Raw genomic sequence first — 23,208 nt, forward strand, 5'->3', positions numbered from 1 at the left:
CATCTGGTTGCAGGGACGTGAGGTATGGATGTTCTCCATGCTTTACAACAAAGTGGAAAAACGACAGGAATGGCTGGATTGTGCCGTTCAGGGTGGTGAATTCTTAAAAAAATACGGACATGACGGGAATTATAACTGGTACTTTTCACTCGACCGTTCGGGTAGACCACTGGTAGAACCATACAATATTTTCTCATATACTTTCGCCACGATGGCCTTCGGACAGCTGAGTCTAGCAACTGGTAATCAGGAATATGCGGACATAGCAAAGAAGACTTTCAAGATCATCCTTTCCAAGGTTGATAATCCGAAAGGCAAGTGGAACAAGCTTCATCCGGGTACTCGTAATCTGAAGAACTTCGCCCTCCCGATGATTCTCTGTAATCTGGCTTTGGAGATCGAACATCTCCTGGATCCCGGTTATCTGGAACAGACGATGGAAACCTGTATCCATGAAGTGATGGATGTCTTTTATCGTCCGGAGCTGGGGGGCATCATTGTTGAGAATGTCGATATGGACGGTAATCTGGTGGATTGCTTCGAAGGTCGTCAGGTGACTCCCGGTCATGCTATCGAAGCGATGTGGTTTATCATGGATCTGGGCAAAAGGCTGAACCGACCGGAGCTCATACAACAAGCAATGTTAACCACCTTAACAATGCTTGATTACGGTTGGGACAAGCAATGTGGCGGCATCTATTACTTTATGGACCGTAACGGTTGTCCTCCCCAGCAATTGGAGTGGGATCAGAAACTTTGGTGGGTACACATTGAATCCTTGATTTCATTATTGAAAGGTTATCAGCTGACCGGAGATAAAAGATGTCTGGAATGGTTTGAGAAGGTACATGACTACACATGGACACACTTCAAAGATCCGGAATATCCGGAATGGTTCGGTTATCTGAATCGGCAGGGAGAAGTATTGCTGCCACTCAAAGGTGGGAAATGGAAAGGATGTTTCCATGTACCAAGAGGATTGTACCAATGCTGGAAAGTACTGGAAAATTTATAAACCCTTATTTAAATAGAACGATATGGACGGACGACGTAATTTTCTAAAAACCGCATTTGCCACATGTTCATTGCTAGCAGGCAGCAAACTTCTGACGGCATGCACTCCCATCAAAAGGGCAGCATCTGAAGAAGAAGAAACATTTGAGACATTTGCCACTCCCAATGCCTTGAAAGGGATGCCTATCAAAGCTACTTTTCTGGACGAAATCAGTTGGGATATTCCGCACCAGAATTGGGGTACAAAAGAATGGGATAAGGATTTTAAAGCTATGAAAAAGATGGGAATCAATACCGTAGTGTTGATTCGTGCCGGTCTTGGTAAATGGATTGCTTCTCCTTTTCAATGCCTGTTGGGAAAAGAAGATGTGTATTATCCGCCTGTAGACTTGGTCGAGATGTTTCTGACACTGGCCGATAAATACGACATGGCTTTCTATTTTGGTATGTACGATTCCGGGAAGTACTGGCAGGAAGGATTATTTCAGAAAGAAATAGATTTGAACATGGCTCTGATTGATGAAGTATGGAAGAAATATGGTCATCATAAATCTTTTCAGGGATGGTATTTATCTCAGGAAATCAGCCGCCGGACGAAAAACATGTCTAAGATTTATGCGGAAGTCGGAAAGCACGCCAAGAGTGTCTCCGGCAATCTGACGACTTTAGTTTCTCCATACATACATGGAGTAAAGACAGACCAGGTAATGGCGGGTGACAAAGCCTTATCAGTGAAAGAACACGAAGAAGAATGGGACGAAATATTGGATAATGTAAAGGGAGCAGTCGATATCATGGCATTTCAGGATGGTCAGGTAGACTATCATGAATTATATGATTATCTGGTTATTAACAAAAAACTGGCTGATAAATATAATATGAAATGCTGGACCAATATCGAATCTTTTGACCGGGACATGCCTATTCGTTTCCTGCCCATTAAATGGGAAAAGCTATTGTTGAAACTGGACGCTGCGCGAAGAGCGGGAATGGAAAATGCAATCACGTTTGAGTTTTCTCATTTCATGAGCCCTAATTCGGCTTATCTGCAAGCCGGACACTTATACGAACGATATTGTGAACACTTTATTCTATAAACCTATCTAATATTGTAATGCAATGAAAAAAAGAATCAAATGGAATCCGAGGTTTATTACCTCATTATTTATTGCGTTCATGTGCACACTCAACTGTCTGGCACAAAACGTAATAAAAGGATCAGTCAATGATGGTAGTGGCGAACCATTACCTGGAGTATCTGTAGCTGTAAAAGGTACAACCAGCGGTACTATCACAGACTTGGATGGAAAGTTCAGTATCAATGCCCGAAATAATGATGTATTGATATTCTCTTATGTTGGCATGAATACACAGGACATCAAGGTAAACAACCAGCGTTTCATTTCAGTAACTATGAAAGACGACGTTGCTTCACTGGATGAAGTAGTAGTTGTGGGATACGGTACTCAAAAACGTGGAAGCATCACTGCAGCTATTTCTACCGTATCGGACAAAGAATTGCTGAAAGCTCCGACGATGAGTATCAGTAACGTAGTTGGCGCACGTATTGCCGGTGTGGCAGCTGTACAATCCAGTGGTCAGCCGGGATCTGACAACGCAACATTGACCATGCGCGGACAAACGGGTATTGTATACGTAATCGATGGAATCCGCCGTACATCAGCCGACTTCAACGGACTGGACCCTAACGAAATAGAATCGGTATCTATCCTGAAAGACGCCTCGGCTGTAGCCGTTTACGGTTTGGACGCCAATGGTGTTTTCATCGTTACTACGAAACAGGGTAAGGCAGAAAAGATGTCTATTACTTATACAGGTTCTGTCGGTTTCAGCCAGAATGCGGAACAACAGGAATGGCTGGATGGACCCGGTTATGCTTATTGGTATAATAAAGCACGCGAACTGCAAGGAGACTCTCAGGTATTTACAGCAGAGATGGTGCAGAAGATGAAAGACGGAGTTGATGGTTGGGGAAACACAAACTGGTATGATAAGGTATATGGCACCGGTACCCGTACACACCATAACATTTCAGCAACCGGAGGTAGTGACAGAGTACGTTTCTTTGCATCTATCGGTTATCTGAATGAGGATGGTAATATAGACAACTATGGTTACAACCGTTTGAATCTTCGTTCCAATATTGATGCAAAGTTAACCAAGAGCCTCACTTTCACCTTAGGAGTATCCGGTCGTATTGAGAAAAGAGATTCGCCGCGCTATTCTGCCGATCCGAATGCCTGGCATAATGTTCCGCAACAAATCATTCGTGCCCTGCCTTATGTGCCTGACACTTATGAATATGAAGGAAAAACATATAATGTATCCACTCCGACGGCTTCCTCTCCGGTGGCTCCGGTGGCATCTATCAATGAATCCGGATACAGCAAATCCAACTATTCCTATATTCAGTCTAATTTCAGTCTGAAATATGACGCACCTTGGCTGAAAGGATTAAGTTTTAAATTTCAAGGGGCTTATGACCTGACATATAATTTCAGCAAGATTCTCAGCAATCCTTATGAAGTAATGATCATGAATCTTCCGACTATTGAAAGCACCTCATTAACTTATTATAAAGGCACTGATGCATCAGGCAATTCAATCAGTCTGAGTGAATCTGCTTCCCGGGGATATACATTTACCACACAGTCAAGTGTGACGTATGACAATAAGTTCGGGAAACATACTGTAGGAGCTATGTTCCTGGCAGAAACCCGTGAAAACAAAAGTAATGCATTAAGTGCCACCGGTTATGGACTGGACTTTATCCAATTGGATGAACTCAATCAGATCACGAATAAGACAGGAAACGGAGCAGAAAAATTCCCATCTATCGGAGGATATAGCGGACATACCAGAGTAGCAGGTTTTGTAGGTCGTGTGAACTATAATTATGATGATAAGTATTATTTGGAGGCTTCTCTTCGTCACGATGGTAGTTATCTGTTTGGAGGTATGAATAAACGTTGGGTAACATTACCCGGTGTTTCTGCAGGTTGGAGACTCAATAATGAAAGTTGGTTCAATGCTCCCTGGATCAATAATCTGAAACTGAGAGCCGGTATTGGTAAAACAGCCACCAGCGGCGTAAGTGCCTTCCAATGGAGAAATACAATGGGAATCAGCAAAAATGCAGTTGTCATTGGCGGCAGCAGTCAGACCATGATGTATGCTTCTGTATTAGGTAATCCCAACTTGTCGTGGGCACAGTGCCTGAACTATAATGTCGGCGTCGATGCAACGATGTGGAATGGTTTGTTAGGAGTCGAATTTGACGTATTCTATAAATATGAATATGATAAACTGGCCACTGTGACCGGAGCATACGCGCCTTCAAGAGGTGGATATTATTTCAGTTCTGCCAATGTGAACAAGACTGATTATAAAGGTTTCGATGTTACTTTGACTCATTACAACCGTATCAACAAATTTAATTATGGTGCCAAGTTGATCTGGTCATATGCATACGGTCGTTGGCTGAAGTATGTAGGCGACTCAGACAATGCTCCTGAATATCAGCGTTTGACAGGAAAGCAAATCGGTTCTAAATATGGTTTTATCGCAAATGGTCTGTTTCAGAGCGAGGAAGAGATAGCAAATTCGGCAACAGTTAAAGGCTATAAGGCATTGCCGGGATACATTAAGTATGTAGACAGAAATGGTGATGGTATTATTACAGCGGCACAAGACCAAGGTTATGTAGGCAAAAGTGCTACTCCGAAGCATACCGGTTCTTTGAATTTATTCGGTAATTGGAAAGGATTTGACTTTGACTTATTATTCTCTTGGGGATTGGGCAATGTCGTTGCACTGACAGGTCAATATACAGCTAGCGGTTCTGAAGGTACACAGGATAATACCTCATTTACGAAGCCTTTCTATCATGGTGGAAACTCACCGACTTTCCTGGTAGAGAACTCATGGACACCTGATCACACTAACGCGGAATTTCCACGTCTGGAAATCACAGGTCCGAGTAACAACAATGGGTACTCTTCAACTTTTTGGTACAGGAATGGTAACTATATGCGTTTGAAAACTGCACAGATAGGTTACAACTTCCCGAAAAAGTGGTTGAATCCGGCAGGTATAGAAGGACTAAGACTTTATGTAGAAGGATATAACCTATTGACCTTCAGCGGACTTACCAAATACAACATCGACCCGGAATCACCGGCAGTAAACAATGGTTATTATCCGCAACAGAGAACATATACGCTAGGTGTAAAACTAACATTCTAAAAAACGGAAGCATATGAAAAAAATATTATTAAATATATCATTAGCACTGGCACTAGGCTTTAGTATAAGTTCGTGCAATGACTGGCTGGACGGTGTGGAGCAAACCTCGACCGTTAGTGATGAAATTGTTTGGCAAGATGAAGCATATGTGGATAAATACGTCAATGCATTCTACACATATCTAAACAAATACGGACAATTTGGTGAATCTCAGTTCTCGGGAAGTTTAACGGAAAGTTTGACCGAGACATTCAAATACGGTTCAGTATCTTTAGGAGACAGAGCCGGACATCCGAACAACTACGTAACTAATCCGGATGTTATCAGTCCGGACGGATGCCGTTACAACATTTGGGATAAGGATTTGGCCTACGGTAATATCCGTCAGATGAATCAGTTTTTGGTTATGCAGAAGAAGTACTCTACATTCCCGGATGATAAGAATCTGAAATGGGAAGCTCAGGTACGCTTTTTCCGTGCTTATGTTTATTTTCAGTTAGCCAAACGGCATGGCGGAGTCATTCTGTATGACGATCTCCCTACCTCTAACGACAAAGCACGCAGCACAGCAGCGGAAACATGGCAATTCATTGCAGATGACCTGGATTTTGCGGCAACCAATCTTCCTAAAGAATGGGATGCAGCCAACAAAGGACGAGTGACAAAAGGTGCGGCTTACGCATTGAAATCACGTGCTATGCTATATGCTGAGCGTTGGCAGGATGCTTATGACGCAGCTGATGAAGTAGAAAAGTTACAGCTGTATGATTTGGTGGACAACTATGCAGATGCTTGGAAAGGCAACAATAAAGAAGCTATTCTGGAATTTGACTACAATAAAGACAGTGGTCCGAATCATACCTTCGACCAGTATTACGTCCCTCAATGTGACGGCTACGACTTTGGTGCGCTAGGTACTCCGACACAGGAAATGGTAGAATCTTATGAAGATAAAAACGGAAATAAAGTAGACTGGTCCGAATGGCACGGCACTACCACCAAAGAACCTCCTTATGATCAGTTGGAACCTCGTTTTGCAGCTACTATTATTTATCGCGGCTCCACGTGGAAAGGCAGAGTGATGGATTGTAGCGTAGGCGGAACAAACGGTGCTTTCATGGCTTATCGTGAACAGTCATACTCCTATGGTAAAACAACAACCGGTTACTTCCTGCGTAAACTGCTGGATGAGAAACTGATTGACGTCAAAGGAACCAAAAGTTCTCAGGCATGGGTAGAAATCCGATTTGCTGAAGTTCTGTTGAATAAGGCCGAAGCAGCATACAGACTTAACAAAACCACTGAAGCACAGTCCTTAATGAATCGCGTCCGCGGACGTCAGGGAGTAAATCTGCCGGGCAAGTCTTCCAGTGGTGAAACATGGTTCAATGATTATCGCAACGAACGTAAGATTGAGCTTGCATACGAAGGACATCTGTTTTGGGATATGCGACGTTGGAGACTGGCACACATTGAATATAACAACTATCGCTGCCACGGTCTTAAGATTACGAACGGTACGTACGAATACATTGATTGCGACGGACAAGATCGTAAGTTCCCACAGAAGTTATACGTTTTACCGGTACCGACTTCTGAAATAAAAAATAATGCGTTAATTGAGCAATATGATGAATGGAAATAACTAAAAGCTTAATACAATGAAAAATAAAATATTATCAATTATTTCAGTCATTGCGTTTCTGATGGGTATAAGCGCATGCCATAGCCCTGAAGAATTCAATCCGACTGTTGAAAGGAACATTATCAATAATTTGACAGCATCCTTCCCGGATGATGACAGTGATGACAATAGTTTCACCAGTGAGATAGATTATACAAATCATGTGATTACCGTTGTATTTCCATATAACTATCCCAAACTTTCGGACAATGTCCTGCAACTGTCTGATCTGAAAAAGATGCGTATGATTGCTGATCTGGACAATAATGTATATGTATATCCTACATTATTATTTATGGATATGACGAAGGATAACTTTATAACAGTGAAAGACCAAACCGGCACAAGTACCGAATATAAAGTTGTGGCAGAAATTCGTAAAAGTAATGAGTGCGCAATCACGAAGTTCAATCTTACAAGTCTGGGATTATCAGGTATTATCAACGAAAGTTCCAAAACTATTTCTCTGATTAGCCTGGAAAGTATAGGTGAAGTATTAGCAGATGTATCGATCTCTCACGGAGCAACGATCTCGCCTGATCCAAGAACAGTCGCATTGAATTACGACCAAGACCAGAAAATTACTGTGACCGCACAAAACGGCACAACTAAGTCTACGTATACTGTCAAGAAAGAAATTCCAGAAAAGATTGCTGCCGGCTTACGCGCAAACAGTGCTAAACTTATTTGGGCTAAGAAACTTACAGACATAGGTATTTCAAGTTCTGATATGACGACTGGTATTGCTGTAACAAATGATTATGTAGTTATTAATGAACGCGCCAAAAATCCTATATACCTGAACGTCAAGAATGGAGAAAAAGCAGGGACAATGAATATTAGTTTTGCAGGTAGTCTGACAAACTTCTATACAACATCAGACAAGGACGGTAATATCCTGTTCACGAATCTGACTCCAAATGCCGGACCAGCCTTTACCTTATGGAAAGCCTCGGGAGTAGACCAAGCACCGGAAAAATACATAGAATTTCCTACTTCACTGGCTATGGGTAGAAAACTGTCAGTATCTGGCAGTCTGAACAATAATGCTATTATAACCGCTCCTATCTATGCTACTTCAGGACAGTTTGCCCGTTGGCAGGTAGAAAAGGGTGTACTTAAATCACAGACGCCGGATATTATTACAGCACAAGGAATAGGTGGCTGGGGAACAAATGCCGATGTCATTTACTCTGATCCGACAGATCCGACCAGTGATTATTTTACTACATTCTATGCCGAACCACGCAACCTATGCTGGATGGATGGAAAAACCAATTCAATCAAGAACAAGGGAGTGGCACTTGATGGAAACTACGTACCAAATGCAGTTGATCATGCTGTATTTAATAAGGTGGAATATGTAGCTTCAAATCTGGTAAATCCATGGAGTTGGGGAACTGCCGACAACATATACCTGTTCGATCTTTCATCAGGTTCATTAGGGACTCAGGCTATTGACTTCGGAAGTACCGGTCTGGGAATCAATGGAAACTATGGGTCTAAGATTCTTGGAAACACAAACGGTAATTATTGTGGTGATGTAGTATTGAAAGTTTCAGATGACGGTTATTATATGTACATCTACTTCATGTTCTGCAATGGATATGTAGGTTGTGTACAGTGCGACTGTATCGACATGTAAATACCATCTTTATGCAAGAAGCCTGTACCTCTTTCAGGTACAGGCTTCTTACTTCAACTATTAAGTCGTATAAAATGAATATTAAGAAAAATATAATAAAAGCATTTATGGGGGGAATAGCTGCCTGCTTGTGCATGGCATGTGGCGGCAACGACTCAAAAGATTATTGGGGAGACACCAGCGGAGGAGAAGACGAAGAACCGACAGAGAATCCTAATGCTTCCAAACCCCGTTATATCTGGATTGACGCGGCTGCCAACTTTCCCGATTTTGCCAACAGCAAAGAAAATATAGCTCGTGATCTGGCTTTGGCCAAAGATGCCGGTTTCACAGATATTGTAGTAGACGTACGTCCAACTACCGGAGATGTTCTATTTAAAACGAATCTTGTAGATCAAGTCAAATTTATGTATGCCTGGATCGGAAGTAACTATACCAAAGTAGAAAGAACGGCAACATGGGACTATCTGCAAGCCTTCGTTGACGAAGCACGCAAACAGGGGCTTCGTATTCATGCTGCCATCAATACTTTTGTCGGTGGAAATCAAATCGACGGAGGCACAGGACTATTGTATAGAGACCAGTCTAAGGCAGAGTGGGCAACACAGATGAACATGCAGGTAGGGATTACAAGCGTAATGAATACCAGTGAAAGTACCAAGTTTTTCAATCCTGCCCATCCGGAAGTACAAACGTTCCTTTGTGACTTGCTCAAGGATCTTGCAGGTTATGATCTGGACGGTATATTCTTAGACCGTGGACGTTTTCTCAATTTACAAGCCGATTTTTCTGACGAGTCCCGTAAGCAATTCGAGAATTACATGGGAGGTATAAAAATCCCCAACTACCCGAACGACATCTTGGCACCGGGTGCTTCCAGTCTTCCTGCCACCTATCCTAAATATCTGACTAAGTGGTTGGAATTCCGTGCAAAAGTGATTTATGACTTTATGCAGAAAACACGCACTGCTGTAAAAGGAGTGAAACCCGGCATCAAATTCGGAGTTTATGTAGGCGGCTGGTATTCTACCTATTATGATGTAGGTGTCAACTGGGCAGCTTCCACTTATGATACCTCGCGCTATTACAACTGGGCGACAAGCAAATATAAAAATTACGGCTATGCCGCCTGTATGGATCAAATACTGATTGGTGCCTATGCTTCACCGCTAAAGGTACACGGCACGACGGAATGGACTATGGAAGGTTTCTGTTCATTGGCTAAAGATAAAATAAAAGGAGAATGCCCCATTGTAGCCGGAGGTCCGGATGTAGGAAACTGGGATACCAATAATCAGGCTACTCAGGAACAAGAAAATCAGGCAATCGTACAATCTGTAAAGGCCTGTATGAATGTTTGCGACGGATATTTTCTGTTCGACATGATTCATCTAAAGAAAGCCGATCAATGGCAATATGCCAAAGAAGGCATCAAACTCGCAATTGAATAAAAAAGAATAACCGACACATTAGAATATGATCGTATGAGAAAAATAACAATAGTACTTTTATCAAGTCTGTTAATCATTGCATTGGGAGCATGTAAAAGCACAGCTCCCAAAGTGGAAAATGCCAAGCCCGCTTTGATGTGGTTTGATGCGGAAGCAAACTTTGAACGCTTCAGCAATCCTGACTCCATTGATTATTATCTGACAAAAATAAAATCATTAGGTTTCACCCATGCTATCGTTGATGTACGTCCCATCACCGGAGAAGTACTGTTCGATACGGAGTTTGCTCCTAAAATGCGTGAATGGCATGGATATGAACGCAAAGACTTCGATTACTTGGGACATTTCATCAAAAAAGCCCATGAACTGGGTATAGAAGTACATGCTTCACTCAATGTCTTTGTCGCAGGACACAATTATTTCGACCGTGGATTAGTCTATTCCACGCATCCTGAATGGGCATCGACAGTATACACTCCGAAAGGAATCACTTCCATCACCAATGAAAAGAAGAAATATTCGGCAATGGTTAATCCTATCAATGAGGAGTTTCAGACACATATATTGAATGTTCTCAAGGATTTAGTGAAACGTTATCCCGATCTGGATGGATTGATGCTGGATCGTGTACGCTATGATGGTATAACGGCAGACTTTTCAGACCTCTCCCGCCAGAAGTTCGAGGCGTATATCGGACAGAAAGTAGAAAAGTTTCCGGAAGACATCTTCGAATGGAAAAAGGACGAGAATGATAAATACTATCCCGAACGCGGAAAACATTTCCTGAAATGGATTGAATGGCGCACCAAGAACATCTACGACTTCATGGCCCGTGCCCGGAATGAAGTAAAGAAAGTGAATCCGGATATTTCTTTCGGTACATACACCGGAGCATGGTATCCTTCTTATTATGAAGTAGGCGTAAACTTTGCAAGCAAGAAATACGATCCGAGCGAAGATTTTGACTGGGCTACTCCCGAATATAAGAATTACGGTTATGCCGAACTGATGGACTTATATACTACCGGTAATTATTATACCGATATCACCATAGAAGAATCTCTGAAAAACAAAAAGAGCGTATGGAACGAAACTGATTCACAGGCACAAAGCGGCACGTGGTATTCTGTTGAAGGTTCTTGTCAGAAATTACGTAATATCATGAAAGATAATAAATTTATGGGTGGTATTCTGGTGGATCAATTCTATGACAATCCCGCCAAATTATCCGCAACCATAGAAATGAACCTGAAAGCTTCCGACGGACTGATGGTATTCGATATTGTACATATCATCAACAAAGGCTTATGGAAAGAAGTTGAAAACGGAATGAGAGCCGGAGGAGCTCTGAAGTAAAATCGAAAGAATACACTATGAATATGAAAAGATTCTCAATTATCTCCCTTTTATTATGGATAGGCATTCTGGCATTTGCCTCGGGAAAGCCAAAAGTAATGTGGTTAGACTGTTCGGCTAATTTCCAACGTTTCAGCTACCCCGATTCAATTCGCTACTATGTAGACAAATGCCATGAAGCAGGTATCACGCATCTGGTATTGGACATAAAAGACAATACGGGTGAAGTATTATATCCCAGCAAATATGCCGCACAGAAGAAGAACTGGAAAAACTTCGACCGTCCGGATTTTGACTTTATCGGTACCTTTATCGAAGCTGCTCATGCCCGCAATATGATCATCTTTGCCGGAATGAATATATTTGCTGACGGACAGAATATCGTGAAACGTGGCGCCATCTTCGATAAACACAAAAAGTGGCAGGCTATCAATTATGTACCGCGCAAAGGACTGCTCCCTGTAACGGAAATAGAAGGAAAGCCTACCATGTTCCTGAATCCGGCACTGAAAGAGGTGCAGAAGTATGAGATTGATGTGATCAAAGAAGTTGTCCGGAATTATGCATTTGACGGCATCATGCTTGACCGTGCACGATATGATTGTATTGATTCGGACTTTTCTCCTGAGTCAAAGAAGATGTTTGAGAAATTCATCGGAAAGAAAGTTGAGAAGTTTCCGGAGGATATTTTTGAGTGGCGCCCTAATGCCGAAGGAGGCATAGACCGTGTGGGTGGCCCATACTATCATCAATGGCTGACGTGGAGAGCTTCTGTTATATATAACTTTATAAAAGATGTACGTACTTCCATCAAAAAGATAAAGCCGGAATGTATGTTGGCCGCTTATACCGGTGCATGGTATCCTACTTACTTTGAGGTAGGTGTCAACTGGGCAAGCCGTAATTATGATGTCAGCAAGGACTTCAGTTGGGCTACTCCTGACTATAAGAATTATGGCTTTGCAGAGTTGCTGGATTTCTATACGAATGGCAATTACTACTGGAATGTAACGCTGGACGATTATTATAAATCTTCCGGTAAATTTAAGAATGAAACAGACAGCGAGTTTTCTACCGGAGAATATTTATGTGTAGAAGGCGGTTGCAAATATTCCAAGTACTTGCTGAAAGATGCGGTGCCAGTATGCGGCGGTCTGTATGTAGAAGATTACAAACGGGACGTAAACCAATTCCAGAAAGCAGTCCGTATGAACTTGAAAGAATCGGACGGTGTGATGATTTTCGACATTGTACACATTATCCGCAACGGATGGTGGGACGAACTAAAAGAAGCACTGGACGAAACTAAGCTGGATGAAGCGCGAATGATCAAAGGAACCGTTACTTGCGATGGCAAAGGTATAGCCAATGTGGTAGTGACAGACGGACAGCGTTGTGTCACTACAGACAAGAACGGTATTTACCATCTGCCCAATCTCGGAAACACACGCTTTGTATATATCACGACTCCTGCCGGATACTTGACGGATTGTGAACAAACGATTCCCCGATTCTATCAGGAAATTGATCTGAACAAGACGAATGAGTATAATTTCCGTCTGAAGAAGAATTCTAAAGACGACAGTAAACACTTGTTTGTGCTGGAAGCGGATGTACAGGCCGGTCTGAAAGAGCACTGGGATCTGTATGCTCCCATTGTCGATGACTATAAACAGTTAATCGATCAATATTCGGATCGTGATGTATTCGGTCTGAATTGTGGAGACATCTTTTGGGACACACCAGCTACTTTCTTTCCACCTTATATCGATAAGGCAAAGAAACTGGATATCCCTATATATCGTGCAATCGGTAATCATGATATGGATTGTAATGGAGCTACTCATGAAACGTCGTACCGGACTTTCGAAGGATATTTCGGCCCTACTCACTACTCATTCAATAAAGGAAATGCCCACTATATTGTTATCAACAACAACTTTTATGTAGGACGTGAATACTTCTATATCGGCTATATAGATGAAACAACTTTCAAATGGTTGGAAGAAGATCTGTCTTATGTCCCTAAAGGTACATTAGTCTTTTTCATAACGCATATTCCTACGAGAATAACGGAACAGAAAAGACCTTTTAATTACGACTATGCCATGTTGGCAGGAGAAACGATCAATGCTGAAGCGGTTCATCAATTATTGGATGGCTATGAAACACACTTCCTGACGGGCCATCTTCATTCCAACTCGAACATTGTATTTAACGATCACCAAATGGAGCACAATACGGCTGCCGTATGTGGTATCTGGTGGCATGCGGATGTCTGCATCGACGGCACCCCACAAGGATACGGAGTCTACGAAGTAGACGGAAACCAAGTGAAATGGTACTATAAAAGTGCCGGCCATCCGAAAGACTACCAATTTCGAAGCTATGCTGCAGGAACATCTAAGGAATTCCCCAAAGATATTATTGCCAATGTCTGGAACTGGGATAAAAACTGGAAAGTAGAATGGCTGGAAAACGGAAAAGTGATGGGTACCATGACTCAATATACCGGAGTCGACCCGTATGCGCATCAAGTATGTACAGACAAAAAGAGAACCATGCAGAGCTGGATATCAGCAGCAAGTACAGGACATATGTTCCGTGCCACTCCCCGTAATCCGAAAGCTAAAATAGAGATCAGAGTAACAGACCGTTTCGGTAAAGTGTATCAGCAAAACGTTTCTAAATAAAGATTCATGAAGTATATCATATACCACCTATGGATTATCAGCCTGCTATTCCCATTGGGAATGCAGGCCAAAGTCAGGTTAACTTCCATCTGGGGTGATAACATGGTGTTGCAACAACAATCGGAAGTAACCTTCCACGGCAAAGCCTCTGCCAATAGTAAAATTACGATTGAAGCGTCATGGAATCACCGGAAGCTAACGACCCGAAGTGACCAGCATGGAAATTGGAATATTCAACTTCCTACTCCGGAAGCAGGCGGTCCCTATACTATTACATTCTCTGACGGCGAGGCACTTATATTAAAGAACATCTTACTGGGAGAAGTCTGGTTCTGTTCCGGCCAATCGAATATGGAAATGCCGGTCAGAGGTTTTCGGGGACAGCCGGTTTATGGTTCACAACCCTATATCGTGGCTGCCGACTCCAAACGGGAATTACGTTTGTTTACAGTCAAAAGAGATTGGAGTACGACTCCTAAGGAAGAAGGTATTACGGGATATTGGTCGGAACTTTCTCCGAAAGAAGTCGGAGACTTTAGTGCTGCCGCTTATTTTTTCGGAGACTTACTACAACGTTCATTGGATATTCCTGTCGGACTGATTCATTGCTCATGGAGTGCTTCCAAGATAGAGACTTGGATGGATAAAGAGACACTGTCCCAATTTCCGGAAGTTCAATTACCGGATATTGGACAAACCAAGTTCGACTGGCCTGCGGGCACACCTACTTTATTATGGAATGCAATGGTAAATCCATGGAGGGGATTTCCGGTCAAAGGAGTCATCTGGTATCAGGGAGAATCCAATTCTGCTGATCCCGCTCTTTATAAAAAACTCTTTCCCGCAATGGTCGCCCAGTGGAGAGAATTCTTTCATAGCCCTGCAATGCCTGTATACTATGTCCAGATCACTCCATGGCAGGCCGAAGGTAAAGATAGGCTTGATCGTGCATGGTTCCGTCAATGCCAGCTGGAATTAATGCAGGAAGTTCCTAATGTTGGTATGGTCACAACAACAGATGCAGGAAGTGAAAAATTCATTCATCCTCCCTACAAAATTAAAGTTGGTCAGCGCCTTGCTTACTGGGCTCTTGCCAAGACTTATGGCAAAAAAGGTTTTCTGTATGCAGGCCCTTTGTATAAAAGCCATCAATTGAAAGAGAATGTAGTAGAAATCACTTTTGAACATGGCAGTGATGGACTGATCCCTGAAAATCAAAAGTTGAGGGGATTTGAACTTGTAGACGAAAAGGGAAATATCGTACCGGCAGAAGCGGAAATAATCAATGGTTCTGCTCGTGTGAAAGTATGGAATGATTCGGTGCCTCATCCTGTAGAAGTGCGTTATTGTTTCCGCAATTATATGGAAGGTGATCTTTTCAATAACGCGGAAATACCTGCTTCTCCATTTCGGGCCGTAATACATCAATAAAAGGAAAATTATGAGTAACAACAGTACACGAGCTTCTTCTTTGGATGTCCTGCGCGGGTATGCCATTCTGACGATGGTTCTTTCCGGCAGCGTTGCCTGGGGAGTACTTCCCGGATGGATGTATCATGCTCAGGTAGGTCCCCGTTCCAACTTTGTGTTTGATGGTTCTATATATGGAATCACTTGGGTTGACCTGGTGTTTCCTTTTTTCCTGTTTGCAATGGGAGCTGCCTTCCCTTTTTCAATAGGTAACAAATACAGAAAGGGCAGCTCCCGCTGGAGAATTATATACGACAGCCTTTTAAGAGGTTTTCGGCTGACTTTCTTCGCTATTTTTATTCAGCATATATATCCGTGGGTAGTATCTTCTCCTCAGGATGTCCGCTCATGGCTCATTGCATTGGGAGGGTTTGCCTTGATGTTTCCCATGTTCATGAGGATTCCGTTCAAAATGCCGGAATACGTAAGGATGCTGATTAAAGTACTGGCTTATGCAACGGGAGTGTTCATGCTGCTGAATATCAACTATGCCGATGGACGGACATTCAGTCTGGGCTACAGTAATATTATCATTCTGGTATTAGCCAATATGGCTATTTTCGGTTCTCTGATTTATACGTTAACGATCAATAAACCATGGATTCGTATAGCAATATTGCCTTTTATCATGGCAGTGTTCCTGGGAAATGAAAACGCAGAATCATGGAATCATAGTCTGATGGCGTTCTCGCCCTTGCCGTGGATGTATAAGTTCTCCTATCTGAAGTATCTGTTTATCGTAATTCCCGGTAGCATTGCCGGAGAATATCTGCATGAGTGGCTACACTACAAAAACACGATGCCGGTAAACGACAATAAAGACGAACGCAAAAGAATGCCATGGATACTCTTATTGACTATCGGACTGATCGTATTTAATTTATACGGACTTTATATGCGTTATCTTTTGCTCAATTTAGCGGGTACGATCGCTATATTGTGTATCCTCTACATTCTATTGCAGGTAGAAGGGAAAAACACCAGTTACTGGTATAAACTCTTCAGAGCAGGAACTTATCTGATATTATTGGGACTGGCTTTTGAAGCTTATGAAGGGGGAATCCGGAAAGATCCTTCTACGTACAGTTATTATTTCCTTGCATCGGGACTTGCCTTCATGGCAATGATTGCATTTTCTATTATGTGCGACATTTATTCTTGGTCCCGATTGACCCGTCCATTGGAATATGCAGGGCAGAATCCGATGATTGCATACGTATCCACCCAGCTGGTAGTATTACCTTTATTGAATCTGGCAGGACTGGGAACATATCTTTCCTATCTGGATCAAAATGCCTGGCTGGGCTTTTTACGGGGAGTCATCGTAACTTCCCTGGCTTTATTAATAACCATATTATTTACTAAATTAAAATGTTTTTGGAGGACTTGAACCATGTTAATCAAACGTCTGTATTTTATAGCAACAGCACTGCTTACCTTCTCTGTATGTTCATGTGGAGAAAGTTATCCCGATCATCCGTGGGAATGGGATCAGGAGACTGAAGAGGAAGAATCGAATCCTGATATTGTATCACAAGGATGGACGGCAGCCGATAATTTCGGCAATCTTCCGGACTATATTCATATCTATAAATCACCGGAAAATCTGACGGGAAAGAAGGCGATTGCCTACATAGCTGTCGCAGATATGAGTAAAGCTAAATTTGAAGTTCTGGGCGACATCGCTTTCTCACAGGAAGCCAATGGATATGGAAGCAAATCGATACACACCCCTTCGGAGTTTTATGAATCTTCCAAAGCACCGGTAATCATCAATGGAGGATTGTTTTTTTATAGTGCCGGATTCTATTATTCGCAAAATCTAGTGATCCGTGAAGGGCAGATACTGGCACCCAATCAGAACTATTATTCGAAAGACTGGGTAACCATGTGGTATCCGACTTTAGGAGCCTTCTGCCAGATGAAGGACGGAACATTTCAAACGACATGGACTTATCAGGCATCCGACGGAATCAATTATTGCTATCCCGCCCCTGCTGATAACGATATAAATAAGGATCCGCTACAAGCTCCGTCATCTACTTTCCCCAACAGCGCAAAAGCACTGGAAGCTACCACCGGTATCGGAGGTGTTACTGTTTTACTGCGTGCCGGAGAAATTAAAAACACGTATGTAGAAGAAATGCTGGATATTTCTGCAGCTTCCAATCAACCTCGCACCGCAATTGGTATAACAACTGACAAAAAAATGATTATCTTTGTGTGCGAAGGCAGAAACATGACAGAAGGAGTAGCGGGGCTGACCACTGCCAACGTAGCTAAAGTAATGAAAGACCTGGGATGTACAGAGGCGCTGAATCTGGATGGAGGCGGTTCATCATGCATGCTGGTCAATGGCAAAGAAACCATTAAAGGCAGTGACGGCAAACAAAGGAAAGTGCTGACCGCTGTCGGAATTAAATAGATGATGAAACAATTCTTTTTTTTCACAATGTTGTGCCTGTTCGGCATTCAGTTGCAGGCACAACAACTGACGTACTATGATGCGTCATGCTTTCCTCTTTTAGGAAAAGCAACACAAGACACAGGGGCAAGATATGAGAGACTACCGGATTCTCTCAAAAACATTTCTCGCCCTCCTCTATGGAACTTGAGTCGTAATTCGGCAGGAATGGCGATACGATTTCGTAGTAACTCTACCCGAATAGCGTTGAAATGGGAGAATCTCTTTAATAACCATATGAATCATATGACCGATGTAGGAATAAAAGGTCTTGATTTATATTGTTGGGAAGGGAACGGTCAGTGGAGATTTGTCAATAGTGCACGTCCTAATGGAAAAACAAATCAAGCTACCGTTATCGCCAATATGCAGCCTAAAGAAAGGGAATATATGCTATATCTTCCTCTTTATGACGGACTTGTGTCACTGTCTATAGGAGTCGATTCTTTATCTTCCATTGATCAGCCTCAGATTAATTATCCAATCCGTGAGAAACCAATTGTATTCTATGGAACCAGCATCCTGCAAGGAGGCTGTGCTTCACGTCCCGGAATGGCACATACCAATATCATATCAAGAAGGTTGAACCGAGAATGCATTAATCTTGGTTTTAGTGGTAACGGACAACTTGACCTTGAAGTCGCAAGAGTCATGGCGGAAGTGGATGCCGGTGTCTTCGTTTTGGATTTTGTACCCAATGCTTCAGTAGAACAGATGAAAGAACGTATGGAAACTTTTTACCGGATCATTCGCAACAAGCATCCGAAAACTCCGATTGTATTTATAGAAGACCCTATTTTCACTCATACATTATTTGATCAGAGAGTAGCTCATGAAGTAACAAGGAAGAATCAAACATTGAATGAGATTTTCAATTCACTCAAGAAGAAGGGGGAAAAAGATATATATTTGATTCATTCGGAAAAGATGATAGGAGAAGATGGTGAGGCTACGGTTGATGGCATTCATTTTACCGACTTGGGAATGATAAGATATGCCAATTTGATAACTCCATTCATAAAAAAAATGATAAAGCGATAGGGTCTATGAATTTATCTTTTTCATCCGGCTACATTTAAGCATTAAAACAGTAGATTTATAAGATGTTATTTAATCTACTGTTTTAATTTTCTGAATATCTCTCAACGCATATCAACTCAACCTAAATGAATATTCATGGCTGATTCTACGAAATTCGAAACCTTCGGCATTTATTGAAGGATGTTCCAATAAAGCTCCATTTTCTCCAGTTTCTCTAGATTCAATCAGCTTATATCTTCCAAAAGATTTTTGGGCGCTTGAAACCTTTGAATCTTCATCAGGTTTAATAAGATATGACATCAAGCATACTTTACGCTTATATCGATTTATAAAAGCAGAAATAGAAGGAACAGCCTTGATTGTTCTTAACGTTTCCAACAATTGTATTTCCGCTTTTTCATATTTTCCACCGGGATAGATCACGTTTTTATCCTTATCAAGTATAGGCTTAGATAAGTTCTCAATATTTTTTTTGGTAGATGTTTGTTCGTTTAAGATATAAAAACTATCACAACTGCCTCCTGTCTCGTGCAAAATAAAATCACACCTCTTCCTTCCGGTTTCAAATTTTGTTCCCTTCAGGCCTATTAGATACGCTTCATAATTAATAACCTGAACTTCTGTCCGATTACTATGATCGAAAGAAATATTCCCAGTCTTATAATCCACGATAGATGTCAGACCTCTGTCTGTCAAATCAAAGTGCTCTTCAGCAGTAATCTCATATGGAACATCAACAATGGTACGATGTAATTTATAATGTGACGGTAGTTCCCGTTTTAGTAAGTCAATCATTGTATCTCATCTAATTTATCGTACTCATTGTATATCTCGTTAATATCATCCGATAGGTAATCCGTGTTTATCAGATGGGCATTTTGAACTTTAATGCTTTTTACCATCCCATGCTCTACTACATATACCTCAGTCTTATGATAGTCCAATGCTGCATTTTCTATTTTCACCCCTTTGTCAAATGCTTTAAGCAAAAGATTCAAATGATTAATGATATATGGACTATGAGTAGCCAAAGTCAATGTCATATATTTATTTCCGTTCAAGCATTTATCTATAAGCATATTTAATGATGAACGCTGGGCTGTAGGAAACATACTCAGTTCCGGTTCTTCAATCATCAGATGTATGGAACGGTTGGCAATATCACCGATATTCATATCATGTCTGAAAGATGATAAACTATCATTTTTGCCCAATAGAGTAACTATAGAAGAATTAAATCCGTGTACCAGATCAAAATGTTTTGAGAAATATTCAGCGATCACAGCAAGGGGTGTCATCGTTTGAATGCCAGAAGATGCATCTTCAAAATGAATTTTATAAGTGTCATTTACATTGCTGATAAAGAATTGTCTACTTCCATTCTGAGCTTTCTTTTCATAGTAGCGAACACCTAAATAAGGCATTTCCAGCTCCTTTATCACTTCTGTAGCTTTTTTAAAGTCTTGAAAGGTCTCGGTAAAATAGAATCCCAACGCTGCTCCATCACTCAAATTTGCTAATAAAGGAGCTATAGCTCCCCGTTTATCAGAGAAAAATGAGATCTTCTCCAATGATAAATTCTCGCTGCTGATTATTTTTCTTGTTCCTTTTAGTCCTTTCTGTGGAGTATAGGTTATATTACAATCTCCTTTGCTATAAACTATTTCAGTATCATTTTTGACATAATCTGTCATCCCGCCATTACGTAGATATTCAGAAATGCTTAAATCTATGGTTTTATCAATAACATTACCCAATTTCAAGTATGAGCGAAGATTTATTTGCTTACACATATGTCTCATCATAGCCAGCACCTTTAAAATGGTACTTTTTCCACTACCTGATTCACCAATAAAGAAAGTGAATGGTTTGATATTATCTAATTTGACATCCTTTATCGGGCCAAAGGATTTAATACTGAGATATTCTTTTTGTTCCATTATTTATATAATTCTTTATTATTGAGTAAAGGTAGTCTTTTTTTCGAGAACAACTTCATTTCAATGTTACTAAAATGATTCTACAAAAATAATAAAAAACTTTTTAGCTATAATCACTTTCATTTTTTTGCAACGGACAAAACATACATAGTAAAATAAAAACTCATAACAAATAGTTTCTATTTATTGACTTATTATCAACAATACTCAGTTGATTCCAGAATCTTTTTACTAAAAATTTTAAACTGACATCCTATATCGCAGGAAAGCTTGTTACATCGTATATATAAATTGACAATTTATATATATTCATGTTTTTTATCGAGTAATTTGAATATAACGATAAAAAGCAACATATTACATCTATATACATTTCATCCTCTTATTTTTCTATATTTAACTAAAAAGAGGAGCTTTACTAGCTTCATCTGTATACTATAGTTAATTTAAGCCAAGTTCTCGTAGGACTAGTCAACACTCTGACCACTGTTCTTGCTCTTGTAATCATCGACAGGGTCGGGCGCAAGCAACTGGTCTATTACGGAGTTTCGGGGATGGTTGTCTCCCTCCTGCTGATCGGCATTTACTTCCTCTTCGGTGATTCCTGGGGAGTATCCAGCCTCTTCCTGCTCGTTTTCTTCCTGTTCTATGTATTCTGCTGTGCCGTCTCCATCTGTGCCGTGGTGTTCGTGCTCCTTTCGGAGATGTACCCCACCAAGGTGCGCGGACTGGCGATGTCCATTGCAGGATTCGCCCTGTGGATAGGAACGTACCTGATCGGACAGCTAACCCCCTGGATGCTCCAGAATCTCACCCCCGCCGGAACATTCTTCCTGTTCGCAGTCATGTGCGTGCCGTATATGCTCATCGTATGGAAACTCGTGCCGGAGACCACAGGAAAGTCACTGGAAGAGATTGAAAGATACTGGACCCGGTCGGAACAGTAGAAGAAAGAAACCTTAATAACTTAACACTTAAAGATATATGGATTTTAAAACACTAGCCAATCAATATCGGAATGAATTATTGGATAATGTCCTTCCATTCTGGCTCGAACACTCTCAAGATCTTGAGTTTGGCGGTTATTTCACCTGCTTAGACCGCAAAGGAGGAGTTTTTGATACAGATAAATTCATCTGGTTGCAGGGACGTGAGGTGTGGATGTTCTCCATGCTTTACAACAAGGTGGAAAAACGACAGGAATGGCTGGATTGTGCCGTTCAGGGTGGTGAGTTCTTGAAAAAATATGGACATAATGGAGATTACAACTGGTATTTTTCACTCAATCGTTCGGGTAGACCATTAGTAGAACCATACAATATTTTCTCATATACTTTTGCCACCATGGCCTTCGGGCAGTTGAGTCTTGCTACCGGAAGTCAGGAATATGCAGACATAGCAAAAAAAACTTTTGAAATCATACTCTCTAAAGTTGATAATCCGAAAGGTAAATGGAATAAGCTTCATCCAGATACACGAAACTTGAAGAACTTCGCTCTCCCGATGATCCTTTGCAATCTGGCTTTGGAGATAGAACATCTGCTGGACCCTGACTACTTAAAACTAACAATGGAAACCTGCATCCATGAAGTGATGAATGTCTTTTATCGTCCGGAGCTGGGTGGTATCATTGTTGAGAATGTCGATATGGACGGTAATCTGGTTGATTGCTTCGAAGGTCGTCAGGTGACCCCCGGTCATGCTATCGAAGCGATGTGGTTTATCATGGATCTGGGCAAAAGGCTGGACCGACCGGAGCTCATACAACAAGCAATGTTAACCACCTTAACAATGCTTGATTACGGTTGGGACAAGCAATGTGGCGGCATCTATTACTTTATGGACCGTAACGGTTGTCCTCCCCAACAATTGGAGTGGGATCAGAAACTTTGGTGGGTGCACATTGAATCCTTGATTTCATTATTGAAAGGTTATCAGCTGACCGGAGATAAAAAATGTCTGGAATGGTTTGAGAAGGTACATGACTACACATGGACACACTTCAAAGATCCGGAATATCCGGAATGGTTCGGTTATCTGAATCGGCAGGGAGAAGTATTGCTGCCACTCAAAGGCGGGAAATGGAAAGGATGTTTCCATGTACCAAGAGGATTGTACCAATGCTGGAAAGTACTGGAAGAGTTATGAGAAACAAATGAAATTATACATCCATGAAAATCACAT

Annotated in this window: 15 protein-coding genes and 1 pseudogene; 14 read left to right on the plus strand and 2 right to left on the minus strand. The window is 41.5% G+C overall.

Annotated elements, in window-relative coordinates; translation table 11 throughout:
• From NBH01_RS21815 to NBH01_RS21870, 12 genes are all read left to right on the plus strand, one after another.
• A partial coding sequence (locus NBH01_RS21815; protein ID WP_250700297.1) for a n-acyl-d-glucosamine 2-epimerase occupies positions 1–1,015 on the plus strand: 1,015 nt, incomplete at its 5' end.
• Between the two features lie 22 nt (positions 1,016–1,037).
• On the plus strand, positions 1,038–2,111 hold the full coding sequence (locus NBH01_RS21820; RefSeq protein WP_008760740.1) for a DUF4434 domain-containing protein: 1,074 nt from the start codon (positions 1,038–1,040) through the stop codon (positions 2,109–2,111).
• 22 nt (positions 2,112–2,133) lie between these two features.
• A complete protein-coding gene (locus NBH01_RS21825; RefSeq protein ID WP_195583415.1) occupies positions 2,134–5,280 on the plus strand; it encodes a SusC/RagA family TonB-linked outer membrane protein in 3,147 nt (1,048 codons plus the stop codon).
• Between the two features lie 13 nt (positions 5,281–5,293).
• The gene (locus NBH01_RS21830) at positions 5,294–6,925 is read left to right on the plus strand and encodes a RagB/SusD family nutrient uptake outer membrane protein (RefSeq protein WP_130042317.1); all 1,632 of its coding nucleotides are present in this window, start codon (positions 5,294–5,296) and stop codon (positions 6,923–6,925) included.
• Between the two features lie 16 nt (positions 6,926–6,941).
• Positions 6,942–8,609, plus strand: a complete 1,668-nt coding sequence (locus NBH01_RS21835) for a DUF5018 family protein (RefSeq protein WP_195583417.1) — start codon at positions 6,942–6,944, stop codon at positions 8,607–8,609.
• A 74-nt stretch (positions 8,610–8,683) separates the two neighbouring features.
• Entirely contained in the window at positions 8,684–10,060 is a 1,377-nt protein-coding gene (locus NBH01_RS21840; RefSeq protein WP_250700298.1) for an alpha amylase family protein, read from the plus strand.
• A 33-nt stretch (positions 10,061–10,093) separates the two neighbouring features.
• Positions 10,094–11,416, plus strand: a complete 1,323-nt coding sequence (locus NBH01_RS21845) for an alpha amylase family protein (RefSeq protein WP_195583419.1) — start codon at positions 10,094–10,096, stop codon at positions 11,414–11,416.
• 17 nt (positions 11,417–11,433) lie between these two features.
• Entirely contained in the window at positions 11,434–14,109 is a 2,676-nt protein-coding gene (locus tag NBH01_RS21850) for a calcineurin-like phosphoesterase C-terminal domain-containing protein (protein ID WP_195583422.1), read from the plus strand.
• Between the two features lie 6 nt (positions 14,110–14,115).
• Positions 14,116–15,540: a sialate O-acetylesterase gene (locus tag NBH01_RS21855; RefSeq protein WP_195583423.1), complete on the plus strand. Its 1,425-nt coding sequence runs from the start codon at positions 14,116–14,118 to the stop codon at positions 15,538–15,540.
• A gap of 10 nt (positions 15,541–15,550) precedes the next feature.
• Positions 15,551–16,969, plus strand: a complete 1,419-nt coding sequence (locus NBH01_RS21860) for a DUF5009 domain-containing protein (RefSeq protein ID WP_195583425.1) — start codon at positions 15,551–15,553, stop codon at positions 16,967–16,969.
• 3 nt (positions 16,970–16,972) lie between these two features.
• Positions 16,973–18,004, plus strand: a complete 1,032-nt coding sequence (locus tag NBH01_RS21865; protein WP_195583427.1) for a phosphodiester glycosidase family protein — start codon at positions 16,973–16,975, stop codon at positions 18,002–18,004.
• A gap of 27 nt (positions 18,005–18,031) precedes the next feature.
• The gene (locus NBH01_RS21870; RefSeq protein WP_195583429.1) at positions 18,032–19,084 is read left to right on the plus strand and encodes an SGNH/GDSL hydrolase family protein; all 1,053 of its coding nucleotides are present in this window, start codon (positions 18,032–18,034) and stop codon (positions 19,082–19,084) included.
• Between the two features lie 111 nt (positions 19,085–19,195).
• On the opposite strand, the gene NBH01_RS21875 is transcribed toward NBH01_RS21870, so the two are convergent.
• Positions 19,196–19,879: a hypothetical protein gene (locus NBH01_RS21875; RefSeq protein ID WP_008760731.1), complete on the minus strand. Its 684-nt coding sequence runs from the start codon at positions 19,877–19,879 to the stop codon at positions 19,196–19,198.
• The gene (locus tag NBH01_RS21880) at positions 19,876–21,024 is read right to left on the minus strand and encodes an ATP-binding protein (protein WP_008760730.1); all 1,149 of its coding nucleotides are present in this window, start codon (positions 21,022–21,024) and stop codon (positions 19,876–19,878) included. Before NBH01_RS21880 ends, NBH01_RS21875 begins: the two co-directional genes overlap by 4 nt.
• Before the next feature lie 452 nt (positions 21,025–21,476).
• Between NBH01_RS21880 and NBH01_RS21885 the strand changes: the two are divergent.
• Positions 21,477–21,971 (plus strand): annotated as a pseudogene (locus tag NBH01_RS21885) (MFS transporter); the annotation flags it as partial.
• Positions 21,972–22,008: 37 nt separating this feature from the next.
• Positions 22,009–23,172, plus strand: a complete 1,164-nt coding sequence (locus NBH01_RS21890; RefSeq protein ID WP_070750287.1) for a n-acyl-d-glucosamine 2-epimerase — start codon at positions 22,009–22,011, stop codon at positions 23,170–23,172.
• The last annotated feature ends 36 nt before the right edge of the window (positions 23,173–23,208 follow it).

This window comes from Bacteroides sp. B1-V-101 (assembly GCF_023656585.1).
In the GTDB taxonomy this organism is placed as follows: Bacteria; Bacteroidota; Bacteroidia; order Bacteroidales; family Bacteroidaceae; genus Bacteroides; species Bacteroides thetaiotaomicron.